The organism is Mesorhizobium sp. M8A.F.Ca.ET.207.01.1.1, assembly GCF_004794715.1.
Taxonomy (GTDB): Bacteria; Pseudomonadota; Alphaproteobacteria; order Rhizobiales; family Rhizobiaceae; genus Mesorhizobium.
In genome coordinates this window covers 1-25,877 of sequence record NZ_SRUS01000003.1, presented here as the reverse complement: position 1 = coordinate 25,877, position 25,877 = coordinate 1, and the positions used below count along the sequence as shown (strand labels likewise).

Annotated in this window: 23 protein-coding genes; 15 read left to right on the top strand and 8 right to left on the bottom strand. The window is 64.7% G+C overall.

Annotated features, from left to right (window positions below; translation table 11 throughout):
- The 3 genes from EN850_RS08735 (at position 1) to EN850_RS08720 (ending at position 2,951) form a co-directional block, all read left to right on the top strand.
- A complete protein-coding gene (locus EN850_RS08735) occupies positions 1-885 on the top strand; it encodes a ParB/RepB/Spo0J family partition protein (RefSeq protein ID WP_136091024.1) in 885 nt (294 codons plus the stop codon).
- Positions 886-1,501: 616 nt separating this feature from the next.
- A complete protein-coding gene (locus tag EN850_RS08725) occupies positions 1,502-2,128 on the top strand; it encodes a DUF1326 domain-containing protein (RefSeq protein WP_127873596.1) in 627 nt (208 codons plus the stop codon).
- A gap of 34 nt (positions 2,129-2,162) precedes the next feature.
- Positions 2,163-2,951 carry a DUF2182 domain-containing protein gene (locus tag EN850_RS08720; RefSeq protein WP_136091023.1) on the top strand — a complete coding sequence of 263 codons (789 nt, stop codon included), beginning with the start codon at positions 2,163-2,165 and terminating at the stop codon, positions 2,949-2,951.
- A 35-nt stretch (positions 2,952-2,986) separates the two neighbouring features.
- Here EN850_RS08720 and holA read toward each other — a convergent pair whose 3' ends face one another.
- A complete protein-coding gene (gene holA, locus EN850_RS08715) occupies positions 2,987-4,030 on the bottom strand; it encodes a DNA polymerase III subunit delta (RefSeq protein ID WP_136091022.1) in 1,044 nt (347 codons plus the stop codon).
- A 340-nt stretch (positions 4,031-4,370) separates the two neighbouring features.
- On the opposite strand from holA, the gene EN850_RS08710 reads away from it, so the two are divergent.
- The 4 genes from EN850_RS08710 (at position 4,371) to lpdA (ending at position 9,591) form a co-directional block, all read left to right on the top strand.
- Positions 4,371-5,603 (top strand): 3-methyl-2-oxobutanoate dehydrogenase (2-methylpropanoyl-transferring) subunit alpha, encoded by a 1,233-nt coding sequence (locus tag EN850_RS08710; RefSeq protein ID WP_136091021.1) that lies wholly within the window; start codon positions 4,371-4,373, stop codon positions 5,601-5,603.
- A gap of 3 nt (positions 5,604-5,606) precedes the next feature.
- The gene (locus tag EN850_RS08705) at positions 5,607-6,620 is read left to right on the top strand and encodes an alpha-ketoacid dehydrogenase subunit beta (protein ID WP_136091020.1); all 1,014 of its coding nucleotides are present in this window, start codon (positions 5,607-5,609) and stop codon (positions 6,618-6,620) included.
- Positions 6,621-6,631: 11 nt separating this feature from the next.
- A complete protein-coding gene (locus EN850_RS08700) occupies positions 6,632-7,954 on the top strand; it encodes a dihydrolipoamide acetyltransferase family protein (RefSeq protein WP_136091019.1) in 1,323 nt (440 codons plus the stop codon).
- A 239-nt stretch (positions 7,955-8,193) separates the two neighbouring features.
- On the top strand, positions 8,194-9,591 hold the full coding sequence (gene lpdA, locus EN850_RS08690) for a dihydrolipoyl dehydrogenase (RefSeq protein ID WP_136091018.1): 1,398 nt from the start codon (positions 8,194-8,196) through the stop codon (positions 9,589-9,591).
- Positions 9,592-9,775: 184 nt separating this feature from the next.
- On the opposite strand, the gene EN850_RS08685 is transcribed toward lpdA, so the two are convergent.
- Complete coding sequence (locus tag EN850_RS08685) at positions 9,776-10,879, bottom strand: saccharopine dehydrogenase family protein (protein WP_136091017.1); 1,104 nt, start codon at positions 10,877-10,879, stop codon at positions 9,776-9,778.
- Between the two features lie 122 nt (positions 10,880-11,001).
- Here EN850_RS08685 and EN850_RS08680 point away from each other — a divergent pair, with 122 nt between their 5' ends.
- On the top strand, positions 11,002-11,430 hold the full coding sequence (locus tag EN850_RS08680) for an Lrp/AsnC family transcriptional regulator (protein WP_135931035.1): 429 nt from the start codon (positions 11,002-11,004) through the stop codon (positions 11,428-11,430).
- Between the two features lie 410 nt (positions 11,431-11,840).
- On the opposite strand, the gene EN850_RS08675 is transcribed toward EN850_RS08680, so the two are convergent.
- From EN850_RS08675 to EN850_RS08665, 3 genes are all read right to left on the bottom strand, one after another.
- On the bottom strand, positions 11,841-13,211 hold the full coding sequence (locus tag EN850_RS08675) for an ATP-binding protein (protein ID WP_136091016.1): 1,371 nt from the start codon (positions 13,209-13,211) through the stop codon (positions 11,841-11,843).
- The gene (locus tag EN850_RS08670) at positions 13,208-13,891 is read right to left on the bottom strand and encodes a winged helix-turn-helix domain-containing protein (protein ID WP_127873606.1); all 684 of its coding nucleotides are present in this window, start codon (positions 13,889-13,891) and stop codon (positions 13,208-13,210) included. The genes EN850_RS08675 and EN850_RS08670 overlap by 4 nt, the downstream gene beginning before the upstream one ends.
- 107 nt (positions 13,892-13,998) lie before the next feature.
- The gene (locus EN850_RS08665; RefSeq protein ID WP_136091015.1) at positions 13,999-14,784 is read right to left on the bottom strand and encodes a hypothetical protein; all 786 of its coding nucleotides are present in this window, start codon (positions 14,782-14,784) and stop codon (positions 13,999-14,001) included.
- A gap of 234 nt (positions 14,785-15,018) precedes the next feature.
- Between EN850_RS08665 and EN850_RS08660 the strand changes: the two genes are divergently transcribed.
- Complete coding sequence (locus EN850_RS08660; RefSeq protein WP_127278164.1) at positions 15,019-15,654, top strand: isoprenylcysteine carboxylmethyltransferase family protein; 636 nt, start codon at positions 15,019-15,021, stop codon at positions 15,652-15,654.
- 4 nt (positions 15,655-15,658) lie between these two features.
- Here EN850_RS08660 and EN850_RS08655 read toward each other — a convergent pair whose 3' ends face one another.
- Entirely contained in the window at positions 15,659-16,144 is a 486-nt protein-coding gene (locus tag EN850_RS08655) for a hypothetical protein (RefSeq protein WP_127873604.1), read from the bottom strand.
- Between the two features lie 219 nt (positions 16,145-16,363).
- Here EN850_RS08655 and EN850_RS08650 point away from each other — a divergent pair, with 219 nt between their 5' ends.
- Both EN850_RS08650 and EN850_RS08645 read left to right on the top strand, forming a co-directional pair.
- Positions 16,364-16,729: a RidA family protein gene (locus EN850_RS08650; RefSeq protein ID WP_127873603.1), complete on the top strand. Its 366-nt coding sequence runs from the start codon at positions 16,364-16,366 to the stop codon at positions 16,727-16,729.
- 30 nt (positions 16,730-16,759) lie between these two features.
- On the top strand, positions 16,760-17,995 hold the full coding sequence (locus EN850_RS08645; protein WP_127873602.1) for an amidohydrolase/deacetylase family metallohydrolase: 1,236 nt from the start codon (positions 16,760-16,762) through the stop codon (positions 17,993-17,995).
- A gap of 194 nt (positions 17,996-18,189) precedes the next feature.
- On the opposite strand, the gene EN850_RS08640 is transcribed toward EN850_RS08645, so the two are convergent.
- Both EN850_RS08640 and EN850_RS08635 read right to left on the bottom strand, forming a co-directional pair.
- On the bottom strand, positions 18,190-19,980 hold the full coding sequence (locus tag EN850_RS08640; protein WP_136091338.1) for an NAD(P)/FAD-dependent oxidoreductase: 1,791 nt from the start codon (positions 19,978-19,980) through the stop codon (positions 18,190-18,192).
- Between the two features lie 173 nt (positions 19,981-20,153).
- On the bottom strand, positions 20,154-21,092 hold the full coding sequence (locus EN850_RS08635; protein WP_135930040.1) for a MurR/RpiR family transcriptional regulator: 939 nt from the start codon (positions 21,090-21,092) through the stop codon (positions 20,154-20,156).
- Positions 21,093-21,406: 314 nt separating this feature from the next.
- On the opposite strand from EN850_RS08635, the gene EN850_RS08630 reads away from it, so the two are divergent.
- The 4 genes from EN850_RS08630 to EN850_RS08610 all read left to right on the top strand — a co-directional run bounded on the left by EN850_RS08630 (position 21,407) and on the right by EN850_RS08610 (position 25,656).
- Entirely contained in the window at positions 21,407-22,234 is an 828-nt protein-coding gene (locus EN850_RS08630) for an ABC transporter ATP-binding protein (RefSeq protein WP_136091014.1), read from the top strand.
- A complete protein-coding gene (locus tag EN850_RS08625; RefSeq protein WP_127278611.1) occupies positions 22,231-23,073 on the top strand; it encodes an ABC transporter permease in 843 nt (280 codons plus the stop codon). The genes EN850_RS08630 and EN850_RS08625 overlap by 4 nt, the downstream gene beginning before the upstream one ends.
- Before the next feature lie 66 nt (positions 23,074-23,139).
- Positions 23,140-24,303: an ABC transporter substrate-binding protein gene (locus EN850_RS08620; RefSeq protein ID WP_136091013.1), complete on the top strand. Its 1,164-nt coding sequence runs from the start codon at positions 23,140-23,142 to the stop codon at positions 24,301-24,303.
- A gap of 264 nt (positions 24,304-24,567) precedes the next feature.
- Positions 24,568-25,656: a Gfo/Idh/MocA family oxidoreductase gene (locus EN850_RS08610; protein WP_136091012.1), complete on the top strand. Its 1,089-nt coding sequence runs from the start codon at positions 24,568-24,570 to the stop codon at positions 25,654-25,656.
- Positions 25,657-25,877 lie beyond the last annotated feature (221 nt).

The window sequence follows — 25,877 nt, the reverse complement described above, 5'->3', positions numbered from 1 at the left end:
ATGAACGAAGATCTCTCGAGGAAAAGACTGGGTCGCGGGCTGGCAGCTTTGATCGGTGAGATCGACCGCCCGGCCGCACCGGAAAAACCGGGCATGAGCGCCGATGGCAAGGTGCCGATCGAGTTCATCAGCGCCAATCCGAAAAATCCGCGCCGGCATTTCGGCGATGCCGAACTGACCGACCTCGCCCAGTCGATCCGCGAGCATGGCGTCGTGCAGCCGGTGGTGGCGCGGCCATCGCCCACCCAGGCGGGCCGTTACGAGATCATCGCCGGCGAGCGTCGCTGGCGCGCGGCGCAGCGCGCCGGGCTGACCGAGATCCCGGTCATCATCCGCGATGTCAACGACCGCACGGCGCTGGAGCTGGCGATCATCGAGAACGTCCAGCGCGCCGACCTCAATCCGGTCGAAGAGGCGCAGGGTTACCAGCAGCTCATCGACGACCATGGCTACACCCAGGCCGATCTCGGCCAGGTGATCGGCAAGAGCCGCAGCCATGTGGCCAACACTTTGAGATTGTTGAAGCTGCCCGACGTGATCCGCGACATGCTGGTCGACGGCGCGCTGTCGGCCGGCCACGCCCGCACGCTGGTGACGGCGGAGGACCCCGCCGGCCTTGCCAAGCGCATCGTCGAGGAAGGCCTTTCCGTGCGCCAGGCCGAAGCGCTGGCGCAGATGCCGGCCGGCACAACTTCCAACGCCGCCAAGCCCGCCGCGCCGGCCGCGGAAAAGGACGCCGACACATTGGCGCTGGAAAAGCTGCTCACCGACACGACCGGCATGATCGTCACGGTCGACCACAAGGGCAAGGGCGGGGTGCTGCGGGTTGCGTATCGGAGCCTGGAGCAGCTGGATGAGCTGTGCAGGAGGTTGAAGCAGGATTAGAGGTGGCCCCGGTGATTCACTGGACTACCAATCCGTTCTGACTGTTGTTTCCACGCAGTTAGAGTAATTCCAGGAAAAGTGCGTAGCGGTTTTTCCGGGAGAAGCGCGTAGCGCTTCCCCTTGGGAATCGCGTAAAAACAAGAAGTTAGAGCGAGAGGCCGCGACAAACTTTTCCCGGGATGCTTGGTATTTAGCCGGCGAATGTTTCGCGCGGTTCTCCCTTCTCCCCTTGTGGGAGAAGGTGTCGCCGAAGGCGACGGATGAGGGGTGCTCCAGGGAACGCCAACGTATCACTCCGCTGGAACACCCCTCATCCGTCTCGGCGCTACGCGCCGATCCACCTTCTCCCACAGGGGGAGAAGGAATAGGGCGCCTACCACTGCCCCAGCCTCGCGCTCTCCACGGCGATCCCCTGCAACGCCTCTCGCCAGCCCTGGCGCTCGCGGCTTGACAGTGCCGGGCAACGGTATAACCTCAATTAGAGATGGCTTAAATTATCTGCCCTAGCGTGCCGGTCAGCCGCGGCGAGGGCTGTCTGCCATTCCTACATGCCCATGAATGGCACCGCCTCGCCAAAACGATATGCCGACGCGCCTGACGCAAACGGGAGGTGCAAATGGCAGTTCGTTGGCAATTGTCCGGAAGTTACTTCGAAAATTGTAGCTGCGATGTCGTGTGTCCTTGCCTGCTGTCCACCAACGCGCAGCTGACATCGAAGCCGACGAGAGGCGTTTGCGACGTTGGTTTGGTCTTTCATATCGATACCGGCAATTACGGCGACGTTCGACTGGATGGGCTGAGTGTCGCGATGGTTGCTCACACGCCGGGTCCGATGGCAAACGGCGACTGGACGGCCGCCGCCTATATCGACGAACGGGCCGATGACGGGCAAACAGAGGCGCTAGGTGCCATCTTCACTGGCGCGGCCGGCGGCCCCATGGCGGTATTGGCACCCATGATCGGCACGAACCTCGGCGCCAAGAAGGTGCCGATAAGCTACCGGATAGACGGCAACAAGCGGTCGGCGGAGATTGCGGGTATCATGCGGATGGCTGTCGAGCCATTGCCGACAATGCGCGAGGATGGGCAGATGTGGGCGGCCACCGGCCATCCTGTCAATCCCGACTGGCTCGCCATGGCGATGGGGGCGGAAGGCAGCACATTCAGCGACCATGGCATGAGCTGGGACAATTCCCGCCGAAACGGACATTACGCCCCGATCAACTGGTCTGGCCAGCAGTAGAAGCTGGCCGCATTGTACGGAAACGTACTTGTCGATGGCGCCGACGTTCCAGCGATACATCATTCTCGCGCTGCTAATCTCCATCGCGGCGGCGGCGTGGATCCTGCTTATCTGGCAGCAGATGGGCATGGACGCGGACATGCGCGTGGAAATGTACTCACTCACCATGGGCATGAGGGCGCCGCTGTTCCTTGCCGTCTGGATGATCATGATGATTGCCATGATGTTTCCGACGGCCGCGCCCATGATCCTGACCTTTCACACGGTCCAGGCCGGCAAACGGGGCCGCGGCGAGACCTTTGTCTCGAGCTGGGTGTTCGTGGCCGGGTACATGCTGGTTTGGGGCGTGATGGGCGTTATCGCCTTTGCCGGCGCGGCGGGTGCGGAGATGCTTGCCGGACATGTGGGATTGTCCACGGCGACGGCCGCGCGCATCGGCGGCGCGCTGCTGATGGTTGCCGGCGCCTATCAACTCTCCCCGCTGAAAGATCTGTGTCTGGCCAAATGCCGCACGCCGATCGGCTTCATCCTGACCTCATGGCGCGACGGTTACTGGGGCGCGGTTCGCATGGGCCTGGAGCACGGACTTTTCTGCCTGGGCTGCTGCTGGCTCTTGTTTCTCGCCCTCTTTCCTCTCGGGATCATGAACGTCGCCGCAATGGCCGTGGTCACCTTGCTGGTCCTTGCGGAAAAGACCCTTCCGGCAGGAGATCGGATCGCAAAGATGTCGGGTGTCGCTCTGCTCCTTTATGGCGCGGCGGTGCTGGTCTTTCCACAGGCGCTGCCAACCTTTCAGCCGGTGGGCGCCATGAGCATGAATTAACCAGCGCTCGGCACCGAAAAGGGGAGATCGCTCTGCTACCTTTGCGCCAGCCGCGCGCTTTCCACCGCGATCCCCAGCAGCGCCTGCCGAGCCAGCGCCACCGACAGGTCCGGCCGGCGCCGCGTCTGCAGCACGGCTGACTGCAGGCGGCTCAGCGCGCGGCCGAGCGCTTCGCTGTTCCAGCGCTCCAGCGTCTTTTCCACCAGCTTGCGCCTGGAGAAAAAGACCGGCGGGCGGGCGGCGGCGACGACGGAAGCGGCGTTGCGGCCGCCGGTCTCCATCTGGCCGCGCATGACCTGGATCTGCTGTAACTGCCGCATCGCCGAGGACAGCACCAGGAAAGGCGGGCCGCCACCCTGGCAATGGCGGGTGAAGGCGGTGTCGAAGTCGCCGACCTTGCCTTCGAGCAGCGCGTCGACGGCGTCGTCGAACGAGGCGCCGGACACGTCGCCGGACATGGCTCGCACCTCTTCCAGCCCGATTTCTTTCTGGCCGTGGGCGTAGAGGGCGAGCTTTTCGATCTCGCCGCGCGAGGCCAGCCGGTCGCCGCCGAGATTGCGGCGCAGCGCTTGCCTCGCCTCCAGCGTCATCGACATGCCGGCCTTGCGCAGCTCGTCGTCGATGACGGTGTCGATGTCGCGGGCCTCGTCGGCGTAGCAGGGCAAAGCCATGGCGTTGTCGGCGCCCTCGACCACGGCGCGCAGCCCGACGCCTTTCTTCAAGTCGCCGGCCTCGATCAGGATGATGGCATCCCTCGCCGGCTCCGCCGTCAGTGCCTTGACGTCGTCGGCCAGCGCCTTTTGTCCGGTGGCGTTGCGCACCCAGAGCAGCCGCCGGTCGGAAAACATCGGCACGGTGCGGGCCTCGTCGAGCAGGCGGCCCTCGTCGCGGTCGACCTCCGAACCCTCAAGCCTGACCACCGAGAACGGATCGTCGAGCGGCAAGCCGGTCTTCCCGGCAAAGGCCTTCGCTCGCTCCGAGACCAGGCCGCGATCGGGGCCATAAAGCAGGACGATCGAGATACGCGGATCAGGCCGCGCCAGCCAACCATCGACCTCGAAAGCTTTCTTCTGTGCCATGGAGGGTGGTTAGCATGATGCGGGGAGGGAGTGAACGGCGATCCGCACCGAGCGCTCTTTCCCTTCTCCCACAAGGGGAGAAGGAAGGTCGCTTCTGGCCCCGCCTCCTAAAAATACCTCCTCTTGCGGCAACCTGCCCGCAACCATTCGCCAAATTGCGTGCCGCCGCTCAACATCGACAAGAAATTTCGCGGACATATCTTCATCTTGAGCGCGGGAGGCCGGATCGGCCGGCGTGGCCGAACCGATAGCTGAAGGGCTTGCCAGGCGAATTCGCACTGGCCTGGATGCACGGATGTGCAAATATCCGCACCCAGGCAACATTGGAGGATCTGAGGTCATGGCCGATGCTGGGATGTTGCGGTTCCACGTTCCGGAGCCGGAAGTGCGGCCGGGCGGCACGCCTGATTTCTCCAACGTGACCATCGCCGGGGCCGGCTCGGTGCCGCGCCCCGACATCGATGTCGATCCACGCACCATCCGCGACATGGCCTTCTCGATCATCCGCGTGCTCAACCGCGATGGCGAGGCGGTCGGGCCGTGGGCCGGGCTGCTTTCCAGCGAGGAATTGCTGCAAGGCCTGCGCAACATGATGACGCTGCGGACCTTCGATGCGCGCATGCAGATGGCGCAGAGGCAAGGCAAGACGTCCTTCTACATGCAGAATCTCGGTGAAGAAGCGGTGAGCTGCGCCTTCCGCAAGGCGCTGGCGCCCGGCGACATGAATTTTCCGACCTATCGGCAGGCCGGACTGCTGATCGCCGACGGCTATCCGATGGTCACGATGATGAACCAGATCTATTCCAACGAGGCCGACCCGCTGAAGGGCCGGCAGCTGCCGATCATGTATTCGTCGAAGGAGCACGGCTTCTTCTCCATCTCCGGCAATCTGGCGACGCAGTATATCCAGGCGGTCGGCTGGGCGATGGCCTCGGCGATCTCGAATGATTCGCGCATCGCGGCGGCCTGGATCGGCGACGGCTCGACGGCCGAGTCGGATTTCCATTCGGCGCTGGTGTTCGCCTCCACCTACAAGGCGCCGGTGGTGCTCAACGTCGTCAACAACCAGTGGGCGATCTCGACCTTCCAGGGCATCGCGCGCGGTGGCTCGGGCACCTTCGCGGCCCGAGGCCTCGGCTTCGGCATCCCGTCGCTGCGCGTCGACGGCAATGACTATCTCGCCGTCCATGCGGTGGCCAAATGGGCTGCCGAGCGGGCTCGCAGCAATCTCGGGCCGACGCTGGTCGAATACGTCACCTACCGCGCCGGCGCCCATTCCAGTTCGGACGATCCCTCCGCCTACCGGCCGAAGACCGAGTCCGACGCCTGGCCGCTCGGCGACCCGGTCATGCGGCTGAAGAACCATCTCATCAAGCTCGGCGTCTGGTCGGACGAGCGGCACGCGCAGGCCGAGGCCGAAATCCTCGACACGGTCATCGCGGCGCAGAAGGAGGCGGAAAGCCACGGCACGCTGCATGCCGGCGGCAAGCCGTCGACGCGCGAGATGTTCGAAGGTGTGTTTGCCGAGATGCCGCCGCATCTCAGACGCCAACGCCAGCAGGCGGGAGTCTGAGCCATGCCAAGGCGGACCATGATCGAGGCCATTCGCGACGCCATGGACGTGTCGATGGAGCGCGACAGCAAAGTCGTCGTGTTCGGCGAGGATGTCGGCTTCTTCGGCGGCGTCTTTCGCGTCACGCACGGGCTGCAGGCCAAGTACGGCAAGAGCCGCTGCTTCGACGCGCCGATCAACGAATCCGGTATTGTCGGCTCGGCCATCGGCATGGCCGCCTATGGCCTGAAGCCGTGCGTGGAAATTCAGTTTGCCGACTACATGTATCCGGCCTACGACCAGCTGACGCAGGAAGCCGCAAGGCTGCGCTACCGCTCCAATGGCGACTTCACCTGCCCGATCGTGGTGCGCATGCCGACGGGCGGCGGCATTTTCGGCGGCCAGACGCACAGCCAGAGCCCGGAAGCGCTGTTCACCCATGTGTCGGGCCTGAAGACGGTGGTGCCGTCCAATCCGCATGACGCCAAGGGCCTGCTGATCGCGGCGATCGAGGACCCCGACCCGGTGATCTTCCTCGAGCCGAAGCGGCTCTACAACGGTCCGTTCGACGGCCATCACGACCGACCGGTGACGCCATGGTCGAAGCACGAGCTCGGCGAGGTCGCCGACGGCCATTATACCGTGCCGCTCGGCAAGGCGGCGATCCGCAGGGCGGGTACGGCTGTCACGGTGCTCGCCTACGGCACCATGGTCTATGTCGCCCAGGCGGCGGCCGCGGAAACCGGCATCGATGCCGAGATCATCGATCTCCGGACGCTGCTGCCGCTCGATCTCGACACCATCGTGGCCTCGGTGAAGAAGACCGGACGTTGCGTCATCGTGCATGAGGCGACGCTGACCTCCGGTTTCGGCGCCGAACTCTCGGCGCTGGTGCAGGAAAATTGCTTCTACCATCTGGAGGCGCCGGTGGCCCGCGTCGCCGGCTGGGACACGCCCTATCCGCACGCGCAGGAGTGGGAGTATTTTCCGGGACCCGCCCGCGTCGGCCGTGCCCTCATCGAAACATTGGAAGCTTAGGGAGGCCTGAGATGGGCGAACACATCATCAAGCTGCCCGATGTCGGCGAGGGCGTCGCTGAGGCCGAACTCGTCGAATGGCATGTGAAGATCGGCGACATCGTGCGCGAGGACACGGTGCTTGCCGCCGTCATGACCGACAAGGCGACGGTCGAAATCCCGTCGCCGGTCGATGGCGAAATCCTGTGGCTGGGCGCCGAGATCGGCGACACGGTGGCGATCGGTTCGCCCATCGTGCGGTTGAAGGTGGCGGGCGAGGGCAATGTGAAGGCCGCCGGCAAAGAAGCGGAGCCAACCGCCGAGGCCGAAGCGCCCGCCAAGCTACCGAGCCCAAAACCCGAAACCGCACCGTCGCCCAAGGTGGCAAAGCCCGCCGAGGCACAGGTTAAACCCGCACCGCCTGCTGCGAAGACCACTGCACGGGTCTCGGCCGGCGCGCCGCGCCCGGAAGGCGAAAAGCCGCTGGCGTCGCCAGCCGTCCGTTTGCGGGCGAAAGAGGCCGGCCTCGATCTCAGGCAAGTCGCAGGCAGCGGCCCGGCCGGCCGCATCGGCCACGAAGACATCGAGGCGTTCCTGGCGCGCGGGCCGCAACTGGCCAAGACATCGGGTCTCGCCCGCAACGACGCGGTCGAAGACATCAAACTGGTCGGGCTCAGGCGCAAGATCGCCGAGAAGATGACGCTGTCCAAGTCGCGCATCCCGCACATCACCTATGTCGAGGAGATCGACGTCACGGCGCTGGAGGAACTGCGCGCCGCGCTCAACAAGGAAAAGCGCCCGGCCAAGGGAGGCGCGGAGAGGCCCAAGCTGACGCTGCTGCCGTTCCTGATGCGGGCGATGGTCAAGGCGATCGCTGACCAGCCCCAACTCAATTCGCTGTTCGACGACGAGGCCGGCATCATCCACCAGCATGGCGGCATCCATATCGGCATCGCCGCGCAGACGCCGTCGGGGCTGGTGGTGCCTGTCGTCAAGCATGCCGAGGCGCGCGACATCTGGGATTGCGGCGCCGAGGTCGCCAGGCTGGCCGAGGCGGCCAAGTCGGGCACGGCGACCCGTGACGAGCTGTCCGGGTCGACCATCACCATCACCTCGCTCGGCGCCATGGGCGGCGTGGCGACCACGCCGGTCATCAATCATCCGGAGGTCGCGATCATCGGCGTCAACAAGATGATGGTGCGGCCCGTGTGGGACGGCACGCAGTTCATCCCGCGCAAGATGATGAACCTGTCGTCGAGCTTCGACCACCGCGTCATCGACGGCTGGGACGCGGCGGTGTTCGTGCAGCGGATCAAGGCGCTGCTGGAAACGCCGGCGCTGATTTTCGTCAATTAGAGGGGCGGCGGAATGACCGAGATGACTGCGGGACAGCGCCCCCCTCTGCCTTGCCAGGCATCTCCCCCACAAGGGGGGAGATTGGACGCCACGCCGGGTTTCGCCAATCTCCATCGTCGCAAGAATGAGCGAAGCGACGAAGCTGCCAATCTCCCCCCTCGTGGGGGAGATGTCCGGCAGGACAGAGGGGGGCGTGAAGGATCTCGACGGAGCATTCCCTCGGATCGAAGGGTCACATCATGAAAGAAATCTCCTGCAAGCTGCTCGTCATCGGCGCCGGTCCCGGCGGCTATATCTCAGCCATTCGTGCCGGCCAGCTTGGCGTCGATACGGTCATCGTCGAAGCCGGCAAGCCCGGCGGCACCTGCCTCAATGTCGGCTGCATCCCCTCAAAGGCCCTGATCCACGCGGCGGAGGAGTTCGAGAAGGTCTCGCATATGGCCGGCGGCAACAGCCCGCTCGGCATTTCGGTGACGGCACCGGTGCTCGATCTCGCCAGGACCGTCGCCTGGAAGGACGGGATCGTCAGCCGGCTCAACAGTGGCGTTGCCGGCCTGCTCAAGAAGGCCGGGGTGAAGACCGTGCAGGGCTGGGCGACCTTCCGCGACGGCAAGACCGTCGAGGTCGAAACCGAGACGGGAAGCCAGGTGATCCGGGCCGAGGCGATCGTCATCGCGACGGGCTCGGCGCCGGTCGAACTGCCTTTTCTTCCCTTTGGCGGGCCGGTGATCTCATCCACCGAGGCCCTGGCGTTGAGCGAAGTGCCGAAGAAGCTCGCGGTCGTCGGTGGCGGCTATATCGGGCTGGAGCTCGGCATGGCCTTCGCCAAGATGGGCGCAGAGGTGACCGTGGTCGAAGCCCTGCCGCGCGTGCTGGCGCAGTATGATGCGGAACTGACCCGGCCCGTGGTCAAACGGCTCGCCGCGCTCGGCGTCGAAGTGATGACAGGCGCCAAGGCCAAGGGCCTGTCGACGAAGGGCGACGCGTTGCTGGTCGAGACATCCGACGGCAAGAGCGGCAAGGTCGCCGCGGACAAGATCCTGGTGACGGTCGGCCGCAAGCCGGTGACCGAGGGCTGGGGGCTCGAGCAGATCGATCTCGACAGGGCCGGAAAATTCATCAGGATCGACGACCAGTGCCGCACCTCGATGCGCGGCATCTTCGCCATCGGCGACGTCACCGGCGAGCCGATGCTGGCGCACCGGGCAATGGCGCAAGGCGAGATGGTTGCCGAGATCGTCGCCGGCCACAAGCGCAGCTGGGACAAGCGCTCGATCCCCGCCGTCTGCTTCACCGATCCCGAGCTGGTGACGGCGGGCCTGTCGCCCGAAGAGGCCAAAGCTCTCGGCGGCGAGATCAAGATCGGCCTGTTCCCCTTCGCCGCCAATGGCCGCGCGATGACCAAGCTCGGCGAAGACGGGTTCGTCCGCGTCGTGGCGCGCGCCGACAATCACCTGGTGCTCGGCATCCAGGCGGTCGGCCAGGGCGTTTCGGAACTGTCGGCGGCCTTTGGGCTGGCGCTGGAAATGGGAGCGCGGCTGGAGGACATCGCCGGAACGATCCATGCCCATCCGACGCAGGGCGAAGGGTTCCAGGAAGCGGCGCTGAAGGCGCTGGGGCACGCTCTGCATATTTGAGCGCGGCGTTGGTCTTTCCTTCTCCCCTTGTGGGAGAAGGTGGCCTCGCGAAGCGAGGTCGGATGAGGGGTGCTCCAGGGAACACCAACGCCTCACTCCGCTGGAACACCCCTCATCCGTCTCGGCGCTGCGCGCCGATCCACCTTCTCCCACAAGGGGGAGAAGGGAGAAAGGCTGGCGCTCTTCACCCCGCCAGCCGGCTTACCATATCGTGCTGGGCATAGGCGCGGCCGAAGCGGTTTGCGAGGAAGGCGTCGAGCGCGATCTCCTCCTGCTTGACGAAGCCGGTCGCCGGCAGCGAGCCGTCGGCCAGCATGTCGAGCACGGCGCAGATTCCGGAAGCCGTGGTGATCTGGATGGCGCTGCGCACCGTCTGGCCGACGCGCCTGGAGTAGATCTTGTTGGCGTAGGTCTCCTGCAGCAGACGGCCTTGTCTGCGGCCACTGACGGTGACGAAGACGATGACCACGTCCTGCAGCGTCGCCGGCAAAGCACTTTCGAAAATGTCCTTCAACACGTCGCGGCGATGGCGCAGGCCGAGATCGTTGAGCAGCGCCTTCATGATCGCGGCATGGCCGGGATAGCGGATGGTGCGGTAGTTCAGCGTGCGCACCTTGCCCTTCAGCGTCTCGGCCAAGGTGCCGAGCCCGCCGGAGGTGTTGAAGGCCTCGTAGGTGACGCCGTCGAGCGAGAACTCCTCGCGCTCTTCCAGCGGCGGCACCTCGACCAGTTCGCCTTCGACGATCGCCTCGCAAGGCTCGCAATATTCGTTGATGACGCCGTCGGTGCTCCAGGTCAAATTGTAGTTCAGCGCGTTGGACGGGTATTGCGGCAGCGCGCCGACGCGCATGCGCACGCTTTCCAGCGTGTCGAAGCGGCTGGCGAGGTCGTTGGCGACGATCGAGATGAAGCCTGGCGCCAGCCCGCATTGCGGGATGAAGGCGCTCTTGGCCGTCCGGGCCAGTTCCTTGACGCGCCTGGTCGAGACGACATCCTCGGTGAGGTCGAGATAATGCACGCCGGCGCTGGCCGCCGCCTCGGCGATGCGAGTGGTGAGATGGAAGGGGGCGGCGCTCAGCACCGCGAACTTGCCGGCGAGCGCCGCTTCAAGCGCACCGACCGCGGCGATGTCGAGTTCGAGCGTCTCGACGCCGGCGGGCACTTCGGCAGCAGTGAGCTGCGCCGCCGAGCGGTCGACGAGGGTGACCTGGTAGTCGCCCGTTTCAGCAAGCATTTCGGCGATGGTCGAGCCGATCTTGCCGGCCCCGACGATAACGACTTTGTTCATGGTCTAAATTCCCCTGCGATGCGCGTTTGCCGGGATCATCGCAGCTTGCCTGTCGAAAGGAAGCGTGGAATTCTGCAAAGTGAACCCTAACTTTTATCTATTTGCCGAAAGGATTCGTCGAAATGCTCAGTGACGCCGAACAGGCCCTGCTTTCGCTGCTGCGCGCCAACGCGCGCGCCTCGACGGCCGAACTGGCGCGGCAACTCGGCGTGTCGCGCACGACGGTGCAAAGCCGGATCGAGCGGCTGGAGCAGCGCGGCATTATCACGGGCTATGGCGTCAGGCTGGCGCCGGACTATGAGCAGGGGCTGGTCAGGGCACATGTGCTGCTCACCGTCACGCCCAAGCTCGCCGACAAAGTGGTGCGCGCCCTGCAGGCGCTGCCACCGGTCAGGACGCTGCACTCGGTCAGTGGCAATTTCGACATGATCGTCATCGTCGACGCGCCGTCGATCCGCGACCTCGACACACTGCTCGACCAGATCGGCGCCATGGACGGGGTCGAGCGGACCGCGTCATCGATCATCCTGTCGACGCGGATCGACAGGTGAGTACTCAGGACTCGGGCTCCTCGCTCCCGCCAGAGGCGCTAAGCATGCGCACATTTCCAGCGGCTGGTCTTTGGCGATAGCGTGCATGGCAGCTTGGCGCATGCATTGTCCTATGCTGCGCTGGTCGACCCCCACTCCGTCTCGGCTTCGCCGAGCCACCTCTCCCCCGATCGACGGGGGAGAGGAAAGGCGCCAGGCCTTTTTAGCCGTCAACGCGCGTCCAGCAACGCTCCCTTCCTTTCCCTCCGGAGGGGGGAAATGTGGCGCTGCGAAGCAGCGACGGATTGGGGGAACCACGTGGCAATCAAGCCTCGGGCCGATCACGCCAGTCACAGAAGATGTGTTCATAGCGTAGCCAAAGCGGGGGCGAGGAACCCAAGCTGGCCTGGCCAGCACCGGCAATTTGTCGGCTAAGCCGTAGCTACGGGAAAACTCACCACCACGGCGAGGCCGGGCTTACGGTCCTCAAGCGCGATGGTCGCGCCGTGCAGATCGGCGATGGCCCGGACGAGGCTGAGGCCAAGGCCGCTGCCGGGCGTCGACCGGCTGTGATCCAGCCGGTAGAGCCGCTGAAACACTTTTTTGCGCTCGCCCGGAGGAATACCGGGGCCATTGTCGGCGACGCTGGCAAGGACACGCTCGCCCCGGCGCGTCACCGTCAGTTTGATGGTCGTGCCGGGAGGGCAATGGCGCAGCGCGTTCTCGACCAGATTGGCGAACATCTGCGTCAACAGTTCCCGGTCGCCATGGACCCGGTCCACCATTTCGTTCAGCTGCGTGGGCGACAGCACCTTCCCGTCATCCTCGGCCACGTCGGTGTAGATCTCGGCGATGGTCCGCAGGATCTCGCCGAGATCGACATCGGTGAAGCGCGCCTTGCGCGCGCCGGCTTCGATCTGCGCGATCCGCAACAGCGCATCGAAAGTCTCGTTGATCTGGTGGCCTTCGGAACGCGCGTCGGCCAGATCGTCGGAGACGTCCTGGCGCCGCGCGGCCTTGTCGGCGGCGCTCTCCAGGATCATCTGCAGCCGGTTGAGCGGCGTCTTCAAATCATGCGCGATATCGGCGCTGACCTGCTTCATGCCTTCGACCAGCGCCGACAGGCGGTCGAGCGCGTCATTGACCTGGCTGGACACGATGTCGATGTCGTCGTCCTTGCCGGTCAGCGGGATGCGGGTGTCCAGCCGGCCATGCGAGACGTCAACCATCGTGGCGGCAATGCCGTCGAGACGGCGCTGGACGCGCGAGGCGAGCAGGGCGCCGCCGGTGACGGCCAGGCCGGTGATGATCAGGGTCGCCCAGCCGAAGCTCATCAGCATGATCGTTTCCAGCTCCTCCGTCTCGGAGAGGCTGAAGGCGACGGTCAAGGTGTCGGCGCCGACCGAACCGGAGTAGGCGCGATATTCGGTCCCAGCGGGCAGGCCAGGCATCTCGGCGCCGAACATCGAGAAGCCGTCGGGAAGCCCGGCCGCGGTGAAGTTGCCGGCCAGGCGGTTACCGGCCGAGTCGGTCAGCGAAAACAGCTGCTCCTTCTTCGGGCTGAGCGTGGCGTGGCTCTCCACGATCTCGACCAGCTCCTTGGGATCGTTGTCGGCATAGGCTGAGGCGATGACGGCGTAGGTTTCCTTGATGGTGTCGTCAAGCTGCTCGGCGAGATCGGCGCTCATCATCTGGTAGACGATCGCGCCCGCCAGCACGAAGGCCAGCATGAACAGGAAGGCGAACGTCAGGGCGAGCCGGAACGGCGTGCTGCGCAGCAGGCGGGTCCATGCCTCCGTCATGCGGAAAGCGGCGCGTGCAGACTGTAGCCGGTGTTGCGGATGGTATGGATGAGCTGGGTTTCGAACGGCTTGTCGACCTTGGCCCGCAACCGGCTGATATGGGTTTCGACGACACTGGTCTTGGGATCGAAATGAAAATCCCAGACGCGCTCCAGAAGCATGGTGCGGGTGATGACGCGGCCCTCGCCGCGCATCAGCACCTCCAGCAGGCTGAACTCCCTCGGCTGCAGGTCGATCGGCTGGCCTTGCCTGACGACGCGCCGCATGATGAGGTCCATCTCCAGGTCGGCAACCTTCAACACCGTCTTCTGCTCCTGCGCCGCCGGCCGCCGGCCGAGCGCATTGATGCGGGCGAGCAGCTCGGAAAAGGCGAAGGGCTTGACCAGATAGTCGTCGCCGCCGGCCTCGAGGCCCTCGACGCGGTCGTCGATGCCGCCGACGGAGGTGAGGAAGATCGCCGGCGTGCGCACGCCCGCGGCACGGACCGCCTTGACCATCGACAGGCCATCGAGACCCGGGATCATCCGGTCGGCAATGATCACGTCGTAGCCGCCGCTGGTTGCCGCGAAAAGCGCGTCATGACCGTCGCGCAGGAGGTCGCAGACATGGCCGGCCTCGGTCAGCCCCCTGACGACGTAATCGGCCGTCCTTTGGTCGTCCTCGACAAGAAGAAGTCGCATTGCTGTTCCGGTTGATTGCCGATGTCGGGGGCAGGCTATCACCGGCACGGGTTGGTTCCTAGGACCGCGGTGAAGCTGGCCGATCCCGCGGCGCTCGCCGCCTGGGTTCAATCCGAGTCCAGCAACATCTCGTCGAGCTCGTCGGCATTCTTTCTCAGCGTCATGTAGAGAATCAGGGCGACGATGCAGCCGAGGAAGGCCAGGCTGGTGAAGGTGGTGCCGAAGCCGAGGCCGCCATATTCAACGGGCTGCGACAGCCAATCGCCGAAGGACGCGCCAAGCGGCCGCGTCAGGATGTAGGCGAGCCAGAAGGCCAGGATGCCGTCCAGACGGAGCAGATAGTAGGCGACAGCGATGAGCGCGATGACGCCGCCGAACAGCAGGCCCGTGGTCAGATAGCCCATGTCGAAGCTCTCGGCGACCAGATCGCCGGCGGCGGTGCCGAGCGAGAAGGTGAAGAGGATCGCCAGCCAGTAGAAGATCTCGCGCCGGGTCGTGAAGATGGTGTGGATCGACAGCGTCCGTTCGGCTGCGTACCAGACCGCGAACGTCGCCGCGAGCACCACGGAAAAGGCAATCGTGGTGGTCTGCAGGCGCACGCCGAAAGTGTCGACGAGATTGTCGGTGATCAGCGTGCCGACGACGCTGATCAGCACCACCGCCAGCCAGTAGGCCCAGGGCACGTAGCGCTTCTGCGCGAACTGGACGGCAAGGGCGACGATCAGGACGCCGGTCATGATCAGCGAGGTGACGGTCAGCCCAAGACCGAGGTTGACGGCGAGATAGTCGGCCGCCGTCTCGCCCATGGTGACGGCCATCAGCTTGATCAGCCAGAAATCGAGAGTGACGTCGGGAACCCTGTTTTGGTTTGGTGCGGTGGGAAGCGCGAGCATGGCAGATATCCCGATGTCGATGGTTGCGGTGGCGATCCGGCATCCGGACAATAGGCAAACGGCTTCACCCCAGCCTGTCCGCTGGCATACAAATTCGTAAGGATCGCTGTCGTTGACGCAAAAGGCCTTTACGAAAGCCTCGCGGTGCGCTGATAGAGGGCGAGCGCCTTGTATCCGCCATCAATGGCGTGCCCCAGTGGCCGGGCTCGCACGGAGCGCCCCAGGAAAACCCGAATGACCTACGCCTCCCTCAAGCCGGTTTCGAAGGCTTTCGATCAGCGCAAGCGGCTGATTTTCATCCGCATCGCGGCGGCGCTGGCGGTGCTGCTCCTGTTCCTGACCAAACCGGCGCTCAGCGAAGGCTCGGATGGGCACGAAACGCTCGAACTGGTCGGCTTCTGCCTGGTGCTGATCTGCGTCGTCGGCCGGCTGTGGAGCATCCTCTATGTCGGCGGCAAGAAGAATGAGGAGCTGGTTTCGACGGGACCGTTCTCGATGAGCCAGAACCCGCTCTACTTCTTCTCGACGGTCGGCGCGGTCGGCATCGGCCTGCTCTACGGCTCGCTGGTGGCCGCCGCCGCCCTTGGCGTTGCCAGCTTCCTCATCTTCCGCGTCACGGCGCGCAAGGAAGCCGAATATCTCCTGGGCAAGTTCGGCGCGGCCTATACAGCCTATATCAAGGCGACGCCCCGGTTCTGGCCGAACCCGCTGCTCTACCGCGACAATGACGAGCTGCAGTTCTCGACGCGCGCGCTGCGGCGCACCTTCTTTGACGGACTCTATTTCCTCGCCATCTTCCCGGCCATCGAGCTTATCGAGTATTTGCGGGAGACCGGCGTGATGTTCCCGGCCTTCGTCACGCTTTACTGATCGGCTAGCCGCCCAGCGGATAGGGCATGTAGCCGACGAAGCCTGATATCTTCCAGTTCGCCCCGACCTTCCGGCAAAAATACAGCGTCTGCCATTTCAGCCGGTCGACGCTGCCGTCTGCCTTGGCGACGCTGCCGTCGAACTTCTTGTGCAGCACGGCGCGGTCGCCGTCGACATCGATGTCGCGCAGATTGGTGACGCGAAACAGCGCCTCGCGCAGCGGCTCGGCGAATTTGGTCGCCGCCGTCTCCTTGGCCTGGCGCAGCCACTCGTCGCGATAGATTTCCAGCCTGGGAAATTGCAGCCGCCAGGCATCGGCGTTGGCCAGGAAATGCGCGTGCATGCCAAAGAAGCTCTCGGCGACGAAGTCGTTCTCGACCATGGACCAGTCCTGGCCGATGAAGGCGTCGATGTCGCGCCGCACCAGCATCTCCCACAGCGCGTGGCGGTCGGCGTCGCCTGAAGGAAACGGGTTCTTGTCGAAGGTCATTGTCGGGGTCTCCGTCTCGCAAGGGCGCCTGTCCGTCGTGGCGTCGAGCCCGTCCGGCAATCGCGTACGATGCAAGCGCTTCTGTAATAAAGCAACACGGATTTCGAAGAATGTTGCTTTCCAACAAGCCCCCTATCGGGATCGCCCCGATCGCGGTAAATCTCCCCCCAAAGCGGGGGCCGCCTCGGTGCCTCGCCGCGTCATCGGAGGAGCCATCCCGTGCCCAAGCAGACTTTTGGAACGTCCCACGTGCCGCTGTCGCCCGCCGTGCGGGCCGGCGATTTCGTCTTTATCTCGGGCCAGGTTCCGGTCGGCGGCGACGGCATCGTGGTCAAGGGTGGCATCACGGAACAGACCGAGCAGGTGCTCGCCAACGTCAAGGCCGCGCTGGCGCTGGCCGGCTGCACGATGGACGACGTGGTCAAGACCACTGTCTGGCTGGAAGACGCGCGCGATTTCGGCGCCTTCAACGCGGTCTATGCCAGGCATTTTCCCAAAAATCCGCCGGCGCGCACGACGGTCGAATCGCGGCTGATGATCGACATCAAGATCGAGGTCGAGGCCGTCGCGTACAGGCCGGCCTGAAAGACGAAGTAACAAGGCGGAGGCATCTCCATGCAATTCGACCTCCTGCTGAAGGGCGGACGGCTGATCGATCCGGCGTCCGGCATCGACGCGCCGCGCGATGTCGCCATCGCCAATGGCCGAGTCGCCGCGGTCGACGCCGACATCCCCGTGACCAGCGCCGCGCAGGTGGTCGATGCGACCGGTTGCATCGTCGCGCCCGGCCTCGTCGACCTGCACAGCCACGTCTATTGGGGCGGCACCTCGCTCGGCGTCGATGCCGACCGGCTCGCCGCGAAAAGCGGAACCACCACCTTCATCGATGCCGGCAGCGCCGGTGCGGGCAATTTTCTCGGCTTCCGCCGCCATGTCATGGAGCGCTCGAAGGTGCGCATCCTGGCCTATGTCAACATTTCCTTTGCCGGCATTTTCGGCTTTTCGCAGACGGTGTCGGTCGGCGAATGCAGCGATCTCCGGCTTTGCGAGCCGCGCGAGGTGGTGGCCGCGGCGCGCGAGCACGCCGACGTCGTGGTCGGCGTCAAGGTCCGCTCCGGCAAGCATGCAGGCGGCACCAGCGGCATCGCGCCGGTGGATCTGGCGCTGGAGGCCGCCGACAAAGCCGGACTGCCGCTGATGGCGCATATAGATGAGCCGCCACCCGGCCGCTCCGAAGTGCTGCCGCGCCTGCGCCGGGGCGACATCCTCACCCATTGCTTCCGGCCGTTTCCCAACGCGCCGGTCTTCGCTTCCGGCATGGTGCGGCCCGACATGCGGCTGGCGCGCGAGCGCGGCGTCATCTTCGATCTCGGCCACGGCATGGGCTCGTTCGACTTCGACGTCGCGCGCGCGATGCTGGCCGAAGGGCTGGCGCCCGACGTCATTTCGAGCGACGTGCATCTCTACTGCGTCGACGGGCCGGCCTTCGACATTCTGGTCTGCATGTCGAAGCTGATGGCGCTCGGCATGCCGGTGGCCGAGGTCTTGCGCGCGGCGACGCAAGCGCCGGCGCGGGCGATCGCCCGGCCGGACCTCGGCACGCTGGCGGTCGGTACCGTCGGCGACGTCGCCGTGCTGCGGCAACGCCCAGGCCGCTTCACCTTCGTCGATGCGGTTGGCGCCTCGCTCACCGCCGATCAGCGGCTGGTATCGGAAGGCATCGTCATCGGCGGCACCTGGTGGCCGAACGAAGCGGTCAACGATGTCGGCGAGACCGAGCGTTTCGCGGCGCATGCGCGACATACGCATGTCGAGGTGGCGGCCCGGCATTTCGGGCACCGGCATGAATGATCAGCCAATCTCCCCCCTCGTGGGGAGATGCCCGGCAGGGCAGAGGGGGGCGCGAAGGAACGCAAACCCTGGCCATCCTGCGACCTGCAAAGAACCTGTGCCAAGCGCAATTGCAATCGGCTGAGAGGCCGGCGGGACAGCGCCCCCCTCTGGCCTGCCGGCCATCTCCCCCACGAGGGGGGAGATCAGCAGCTTCACTGCCTAGCGTTACTAGGCTTGCCATAAACCGGCGTATCGATCCCTTCCATCCGCGCCTTGATCTGCAGCGCGACATACTTCGAATAAAACCGCGACAGGGCCAGATTGCCGCCGTGGAACCATAGGGCTTCCTGTGCGGTCGGTTTCCACATGTTGCGCAATTCGCCTTGCCAGGGGCCGGGGTCGCCCTTGACGCCGGAGCCGAGGCCCCAGCAGGGGCCGACCTTGTCGGCGACCTCGCGCGAGACAAGCGCCGCCACATTCTCGTTCATCGACTGGTAGCCGGTGCAGGCGACGATGGCGTCGGCCTCGAGTTCGCTGCCGTCCTCGAACTGGATGCCTTTCGGCGTCAGTGATTTGATGGCGACGCCGCTGCGGATGCCGACCTTGCCGTCGATGATCAGGTCCGAAGCGCCGACGTCGATGTAATAGCCCGAGCCCGTGCGGTAGGCCTTCATCAGCAGGCCGGTCTCGTCGTCGCCGAAATCCAGCGCGAAGCCGGAGGCGGCGAGCCGTTCATAGAAGGCGGCGTCGCGCGCGCGGATGACGTCGTAGAGCGCGCGCTGGCCCTTGGGCACCAGCGCGAACGGCGTCGAGGCGACGATCATGTCGGCCTTTTCGGTGGTGATGCCGCGCGCCAGCGCATCCTCGGAGAAGATTTCGAAGCCGACCTGCATCAGCGTGTCCGACTTGACCACGGTGGTCGGCGAGCGCTGGATCATGGTGACGTCGGCGCCGCTCTCCCAGAGATCGACGCAGACGTCGTGCCCGGAGCTGGCCGCGCCGATGACGGCGACCTTTTTGCCGCGGAATTTCTCGCCACTGGCATACTGGCTGGAATGCAGCAGCTCGCCCTTGAACTGGTCCGCGCCGGGCAGCTCGATCTTGCGCGGCGGACCATAGGCGCCGGTGGCAAAGACGATATGCTTCGGCTTCAGCGTGATGCGCTGGCCGACGCGATCGACCACCACGGTCCATTCTTTCTCCGCCTCGTCGTAACTGGCGCTGAGGCACCTGGTGGCGACCCAGTAATTCAGCTCCATGACGCGCGTGTACATCTCCAGCCAGTCGCCCATCTTGTCCTTGGGCGTGAAGACGGGCCAGTTGTCGGGGAAGGGAATGTAAGGCAGATGGTCGTACCAGACCGGATCGTGCAGCACGAGGGTGCGATAGCGGTTGCGCCAGGAATCGCCCGGCCTTGCATTCTTCTCGATAATAATGGTGGGCACGCCGAGCTGACGCAGCCGTGCGCCGAGCATGATGCCGCCCTGGCCGCCGCCGATGACCAGGCAATAGGGCTGCTCCGAGACGCCGAGCTCGCGCGTCTCGCGTGCCCGCGCCTCCGACCAAGTCTCGCGCTGGGGGTCGGCCTTGTGGCGTACGCCGAGCGGCCGCGCCGGTCCCTTGCGCTCCTCGAACCCCCTGAGGTCGGTCATCGCCGTGAACAGGGTGCGGCAGCGGCCGTCGCGTAGCCTCATGATGCCTTGTCCCGTGGCCACAGCCGTTTCGAAGGTGAACCAGGCTTCGATGGTGCCTTCATCCGAGGTCGCTTCGCCGGTGATCCGCCATGCCGTTGGCTTGGTGGTCGCCAGCGTTGACTTGAGCATGGCGATAATGGCCTCGCGGCCTTCCATGGTGGTGACGTTCCAGGTGAAGGTCAGCAGGTCGCGCCAGTAGCAATCGTCGACGAAGAGGTTGCTTGCGGCGGTCACATCGCCGGCTGCGAGCGCCTGCGCCAGGGATGCGAGCCATGCGGCTGCCTGTTTCGTCGGTGCCATTTCGAGCATGTCTTCCCTCTTTCTTCTTCCTTCTCCCCTTGTGGGAGAAGGTGGATCGGCGCGCAGCGCCGAGACGGATGAGGGGTGCGCCACGGGGTGCCGTCGGTGCCAAGCTGGAACACCCCTCATCCGTCGCCTTCGGCGACACCTTCTCCCACAAGGGGAGAAGGAAGAACGCCTCATCAATCTCCGAGCGGCTCCATTTCCTTGCCCGTGCGGTGGATCTGGGCGTTGTACTTGATGCGGCGGACCGTCTCGCGGGCGGAGCCGTCGAGCTTGTAGGCCGAGGCCACCGCCAAAAGGTCGATCATTGCCAGGAAGGCATAGCGCGAGGCGGTCGGCTTCAGCGTGTCGGGATATTCGGGCACGGCGACCGTCAGCCTGACGTCGCAGGCGCGGGCGAGCTCGGTGTCGGGCGCCGTCACGGCGATCCCGTTGGCGCGGTAGTGCTTGGCGAGTTCGACGGCCTCGATCACTTCGCGCGTGCGCCCGGTCGCCGAGATGGCGATCACCAGGTCGCCAGGCTTCAGCGTCGAGGCGGTCATGCGCATCAGATAGGGATCGCATTGGGCGCTGATCGAGATGCCATAGCGAAACAGCCGATACTGGGTCTCCTGCGCCAGCGCCGAAGAGCTGCCGCCGAGCCCGAACACGGTGACTTGGCGGGCCCGGGCGATCAGCTCGGCCGCCTTTTCCAGCTCACCCGGATCGAGTTGCCGCTCGGCCTCCTGCAGTGCCCGGCGCGCTTCGCCGAACACGGCGTTCCAGAACGGCATGCCGGTATCGCCCTCCCTGGCCGGCGAGGTGTCCAGATAGAGCGCGCCGACGACGAGGCTCTGTGCCAGCTTCAGCTTGAAGTCGCGCACACCCTCGCAGCCGATGGCGCGGCAGAACCGGGTCACCGTCGGCTCGCTGACGCCGGCGCGCTGCGCAAGGGCGGCGTTGGAGGCGTCGACCGCGTATTTGACATTTTCGAGCACGACATCGGCGACGCGGCGTTCGGCCGGGCGCAATTCCGCGTAGGAATCCTTGACGAGCGAGATGATGTCGGGAATGCGCCGGACAGGCTCGTCCCCGGCCCCCCCTTCGTCCACGATCGGATGGCTGGCAGCTTCGGTCATGAAGGCGGTCTTCCCTAGCCCGTTTTCGACCTGACCTCTTATCATGTTTGCACGCCGTCGTTCCATGCGCCCGGCACTGTTGCAACCGATGCGTGCCGCAAGGCCGGCACCGCGTGCGCTTGTCTAACTATGTAGGAAAGCAACACGGATTTCAAGGCAAAGAAAATATCATAAAAACAACCGGCTAACACATATCCTAGATTCTGATGATACGCTTACCACCACCGGCGCTTGACAGCAAAGTAGGATAGTTACACACTGATTTCTGGCAGTCTGATGACCTATTGGATCATCACGCAATCTCCGAGGGGCGGATGAACGCGGGCGAAGCAACAACGCCGAAGCTTGGCGTGCAGGCAGCGACCAAGATCTATCACACGGCGTCCGGCGACCTCCTGGCGCTGGACCGCTGCAGCCTTGACGTCAGGGCCAATGAAATCGTCTCGATCGTCGGCCCGTCGGGTTGCGGCAAGACCACGCTTCTGTGGTCGATGTCGGGCCTGCACGGCCTGACCAGCGGCGAGATCCGGCTCGACGGCAAGGCGATCACCGGGCCGCATCCCGATATCGGCATCGTGTTCCAGGAAGCCAACCTTCTGCCGTGGCGCAATCTCGACGCCAACATCCGCTTTCCCTTCGAGATCAAGGGCGAAAAACCCGACCGCGCCTGGATCGCGCATCTCCTGAACCGGGTCGGCCTCGACGGTTTCGGCGGCAAGTTCCCGCGCGAGCTTTCGGGCGGCATGCAGCAGCGCGCGGCGATCGTGCGGGCGCTGGCGCTGAAGCCTTCGGTGCTGCTGATGGACGAGCCGTTCGGCGCGCTCGACAGTTTTACCCGCGAGGAGATGAACCGGCTGGTCGAGGAGATCTGGCTCGACACCAAGACCACCATCGTCTTCATCACCCACTCGATCGAGGAAGCGATTTTCCTCTCGGACCGCGTGGTGGTGCTGAGCGCGCGGCCGGGCAAAGTCGCCAAGGAATATCGCGTGCCGTTCGCGCGGCCGCGTTCGCTGGAGATCATGGCGACGAAGGAGGTTTTCGACCTCACCAACCGGATCAAGATGGACATTGTCGGCGAGCGCACCAGGCCGAAGGCGCCGGAACGCCCGAGTGCCGAGATCGTGAGGATCAGGCCGTGAGCGACGCCATTCCCGAATTCTCCAAGTCGAAATCAGGTGATGGACAGGATGTCAGCCTGACCAACCTTTCGGCCTTCGCCAGTGGCCCTGGCATCAAGTCGGGCAAGGAGGTGGCGGCCATCCTCGCCGTCGCCGTCATCATCATCGGCGGCATCGAACTGGCGCTGCGGCTGTTTCACGTGCCGCTCTACATCATGCCGCCGCCGAGCTCGATCGGCTATGCGCTGTTCGACGAGTTTCCGCTGATCGCGCCGCATCTTGGCTACACGCTGGTCGAGCTGGTGTCCGGCTTTGCCATCGGCGCGGTGATCGGGCTGGTGCTGGCCGCCGTCATCACCCAGTTCCCCTTCGCGGAAAAGATCGTCGCGCCCTACATATTGCTGCTCGTCACCACGCCGATGCTGGCGCTGGTGCCGCTTTTGATCCTGCGCTTCGGTTTCGGCTACACGCCGCGTATCATCGCGGTGGCGCTGGCAGCCGGGCCGATGGTGATGATCAACGCCGCCACCGGCTTCCGCCGCGTCGACAGCGCCAAGATCGCGCTGGCACGATCCTACGGCGCCAGCACCTTGCAGATCTTCTGGAAGATCCGCGCGCCGATGGCGTTGCCGATGATCCTGGTCGGGCTGATGATCGGCGCCATCTTCGGCCTTCTCACCGCCGTCGGCGCCGAGATGGTCGGCGGCGGCTTCGGCCTCGGCAACCGGCTCACCACCTATTCGTCGATGATCCAGATGCCGCAATTCTTCGCCGTGGTGCTGATCCTGTCGATGCTAGGCATCCTGATCTACGTGCTGTTCTTCCTCATCGGCAAGAAATGGGCGAGCTGGGAGGCTTGAAGCAGAGGGCAATGACCGCGCCCCGGAGACGGCGACTGACCAACATCAAACAAAAAGGGGAATGCCATGACCAACGACAATTTCATCCACAAGGCGGGAATGAGCCGCCGTACCTTCCTGCAGGTCACCGGCGCCGGGTTGGTGACGGCGACCGCGCTAGGCGCGTCGGGCCTCAAGGCCAAAGCCGAGGCCTATGGAAAATTCACCTGGATCTCGCCGCGCGGCACGCTCGAAGTGCTCGACGACTATCCCTACTGGGCGGCCAAGAAAGCCGGCTATTTCGGCGGACTCGACACCGACATGCAGCCGGGACCGTCCGACGGCACGGCAACCGTGAAGTTCGTCGATGTCGGCCAGGCCGACATGGGCTTTCCCTCGCCCGGCGTGTTCTCCTTCGCCATCCAGAACGGCATGAAGCTGAAGTCGGTGTTCCACATGGGCGCGCGCGACACGTTCTCCATCGCCTTCCGCAAGGGCGAGGGCTCGAACGACCTGAAGAAGCTTGAAGGCAAGACCATCCTGCTCGGCTCCGCCGCCTGGCAGTCGATCACCGATCCGCTGCTTGCCGCGCAGGGCGTCGACATCAAGAAGGTCAAATATGTCGAGGCCGGCTGGCCGACCTGGGGCACCGCGCTTGCCGGCGGCCAGGGCGACGCGGCGCTGTCATGGGAAGGCTTGCGCGCAGAATGGATCGCCAAGGGTCTCGACTTCGAATACTGGCTCGGCGTGAAGAACTCCAAGCTGCCGGCGAACACCTTCGTCGTGCGCGCCGCCGACCTTGCCGATCCCGACAAGAAAGCGTTCCTGGAAAAATACCTGCGCGGTTGGGCGATGGGCCTGGAGTTCGGGTATCAAAATCCGCGCGCGGCGGTCGAGGCGGTGTTCGAGCAGTTCCCGACGCTGGCCAAGAATCTCGGGCCGGAACTCGGCACCACCTCGATCCTGCAGCAGATCAACGTCTTCCGTGGCGACATGGACAAGCGCGGCGGCTGGGGTTCGCACGACATGGCGAGCTGGCAGGGCTTCTTCGACGAGATCCACAAGATCGGCCAGATCACCAATCCGGTGAAGGCCGAGGATGTCTGCACCAACGATCTCATTCCCGCAGCCAACGACTTCGACAAGGCCAAGGTGAAGGCCGACGCCGACGGCGTCAAACTGTCGGAAGGCTTCGCCGCGCTCGATGTCGAGAAGATCAAGGCGCATCTGTTCGATTCGGCGGTGCAGTAGCACCGGCAATTGCCGAAGTCGGCGCCGCCCCTCACCTGCCTGCCGGCATCCTCTCCCCGTATAGTGACGGGGAGAGGGGCGCTCGCGTCGATGATTTCGCCAATCGCTAACGTTGCGGCCAGCTACTTTCTCCCCGTCACTATACGGGGAGAAATGCCCGGCAGGGCAATGAGGGGCGGCGCCAACCTGGCGTGATTTGCTCTGGACGAAGCAACAAGGGCGGCAGCGCGCCGCGCACGATTCAATCAGGAACGGGAGGCAGTAGTGGCCGACAAGGTAAAAGTGCTGGTGGTGGGTCTCGGCAATATGGGTGCGTCGCACGCCAGTGCCTATCACCGCTCCGAGGGTTTTCAGATCGTCGGCATCATGAGCCGCTCGATCAAGAGCAACACCAAGATCCCAGCCGAACTTGCCGGCTATCCGCTCTACGAAGATTTCGACCTGGCGCTGAAGGAGACCAAGCCGGACGCCGTCTCGATCAACAGCTGGCCCAACACGCATGCCGAATACGCGCTGAAGGCGATCGCGGCCAACTGCCATGTGTTCATGGAAAAGCCGCTCGCCACCAACATCGAGGACGCCGAGAAGGTGGTGGCCGCCGCGCGGGCGAAAAATCGTAAGCTGGTGCTCGGCTATATCCTGCGCGTCCATCCCTCATGGATCAAATTCATCGAGGTCGGCAAGACGCTGGGCAAGCCGCTGGTGATGCGGCTCAACCTCAACCAGCAGAGCAGCGGCAGCGCCTGGCACTGGCACAAGAACCTGATCGATTCGCTGATCCCGATCGTCGACTGCGGCGTGCACTATGTCGATGTCATGTGCCAGCTGACCGGCGCGAAGCCGGTCCGCGTGCACGGCATCGGCGCCAAATTGTGGGCAGAGGCCGACAAGCAGAATTACGGCCACCTGCACGTCACCTTCGACGACGGCTCGGTCGGCTGGTATGAAGCCGGCTGGGGGCCGATGATGAGCGAGACGGCCTATTTCGTGAAGGACGTCGTCGGGCCGAAGGGTGCGGTGTCGATCGTCGCCGGGCAAGCCGCCAGCATCGCTTCCGACGCTGAAGTGTCGAACTCCGCCGACATCGATCGCCACACCAAGACCGATGCGCTCAAGATCCACTATGCCGCTGTCGACGGCGACAAGAACTTCAAGAAACCAGACGATATCGTCAGCATGGAGGACGAGCCCGGCCATCAGGAATTGTGCGACCGCGAGCAGGCTTTCTTCCTGCGCGCCATCCGCGAGGACCTCGATCTGACCGAGCAGATGGACGCGGCGGTCAACAGCCTGCGCATCGTGCTCGCGGCCGAACAGAGCATCGAGCTGGGGCGGACGGTGGAACTGGGCTGATGCAATCCGGCCGCTGGCGCTGGAGGAGGCGCCGGCGCGGCCTGATCTTCCAGGGCAAAGATTGGAGCCTCCACAGGACAATCGTTTCAGGTTCGCGCCGCCCCTTGTATCTGCACGAGATGATTTTTGTGCGATGGAAGCGACTGAGCCTCGGGCCGGATGGCCATCCGGCCCGAGGCTTGGCGAAGTCGCCCGCTGCCCCTCCGGCTACAACCGTCAAT

Coding starts and splice junctions, on each gene's coding strand:
- EN850_RS08725 (WP_127873596.1), top strand. CDS start 1,502: ATGGCAGTTCGTTGGCAATTGTCCGGAAGTTACTTCGAAAATTGTAGC.
- EN850_RS08665 (WP_136091015.1), bottom strand. CDS start 14,784: ATGCTCGCGCTTCCCACCGCACCAAACCAAAACAGGGTTCCCGACGTC.
- EN850_RS08645 (WP_127873602.1), top strand. CDS start 16,760: ATGCAATTCGACCTCCTGCTGAAGGGCGGACGGCTGATCGATCCGGCG.
- EN850_RS08710 (WP_136091021.1), top strand. CDS start 4,371: ATGGCCGATGCTGGGATGTTGCGGTTCCACGTTCCGGAGCCGGAAGTG.
- EN850_RS08685 (WP_136091017.1), bottom strand. CDS start 10,879: ATGAACAAAGTCGTTATCGTCGGGGCCGGCAAGATCGGCTCGACCATC.
- lpdA (WP_136091018.1), top strand. CDS start 8,194: ATGAAAGAAATCTCCTGCAAGCTGCTCGTCATCGGCGCCGGTCCCGGC.
- EN850_RS08635 (WP_135930040.1), bottom strand. CDS start 21,092: ATGACCGAAGCTGCCAGCCATCCGATCGTGGACGAAGGGGGGGCCGGG.
- EN850_RS08680 (WP_135931035.1), top strand. CDS start 11,002: ATGCTCAGTGACGCCGAACAGGCCCTGCTTTCGCTGCTGCGCGCCAAC.
- holA (WP_136091022.1), bottom strand. CDS start 4,030: ATGGCACAGAAGAAAGCTTTCGAGGTCGATGGTTGGCTGGCGCGGCCT.
- EN850_RS08660 (WP_127278164.1), top strand. CDS start 15,019: ATGACCTACGCCTCCCTCAAGCCGGTTTCGAAGGCTTTCGATCAGCGC.
- EN850_RS08720 (WP_136091023.1), top strand. CDS start 2,163: ATGGCGCCGACGTTCCAGCGATACATCATTCTCGCGCTGCTAATCTCC.
- EN850_RS08735 (WP_136091024.1), top strand. CDS start 1: ATGAACGAAGATCTCTCGAGGAAAAGACTGGGTCGCGGGCTGGCAGCT.
- EN850_RS08620 (WP_136091013.1), top strand. CDS start 23,140: ATGACCAACGACAATTTCATCCACAAGGCGGGAATGAGCCGCCGTACC.
- EN850_RS08700 (WP_136091019.1), top strand. CDS start 6,632: ATGGGCGAACACATCATCAAGCTGCCCGATGTCGGCGAGGGCGTCGCT.
- EN850_RS08670 (WP_127873606.1), bottom strand. CDS start 13,891: ATGCGACTTCTTCTTGTCGAGGACGACCAAAGGACGGCCGATTACGTC.
- EN850_RS08630 (WP_136091014.1), top strand. CDS start 21,407: ATGAACGCGGGCGAAGCAACAACGCCGAAGCTTGGCGTGCAGGCAGCG.
- EN850_RS08655 (WP_127873604.1), bottom strand. CDS start 16,144: ATGACCTTCGACAAGAACCCGTTTCCTTCAGGCGACGCCGACCGCCAC.
- EN850_RS08705 (WP_136091020.1), top strand. CDS start 5,607: ATGCCAAGGCGGACCATGATCGAGGCCATTCGCGACGCCATGGACGTG.
- EN850_RS08675 (WP_136091016.1), bottom strand. CDS start 13,211: ATGACGGAGGCATGGACCCGCCTGCTGCGCAGCACGCCGTTCCGGCTC.
- EN850_RS08640 (WP_136091338.1), bottom strand. CDS start 19,980: ATGCTCGAAATGGCACCGACGAAACAGGCAGCCGCATGGCTCGCATCC.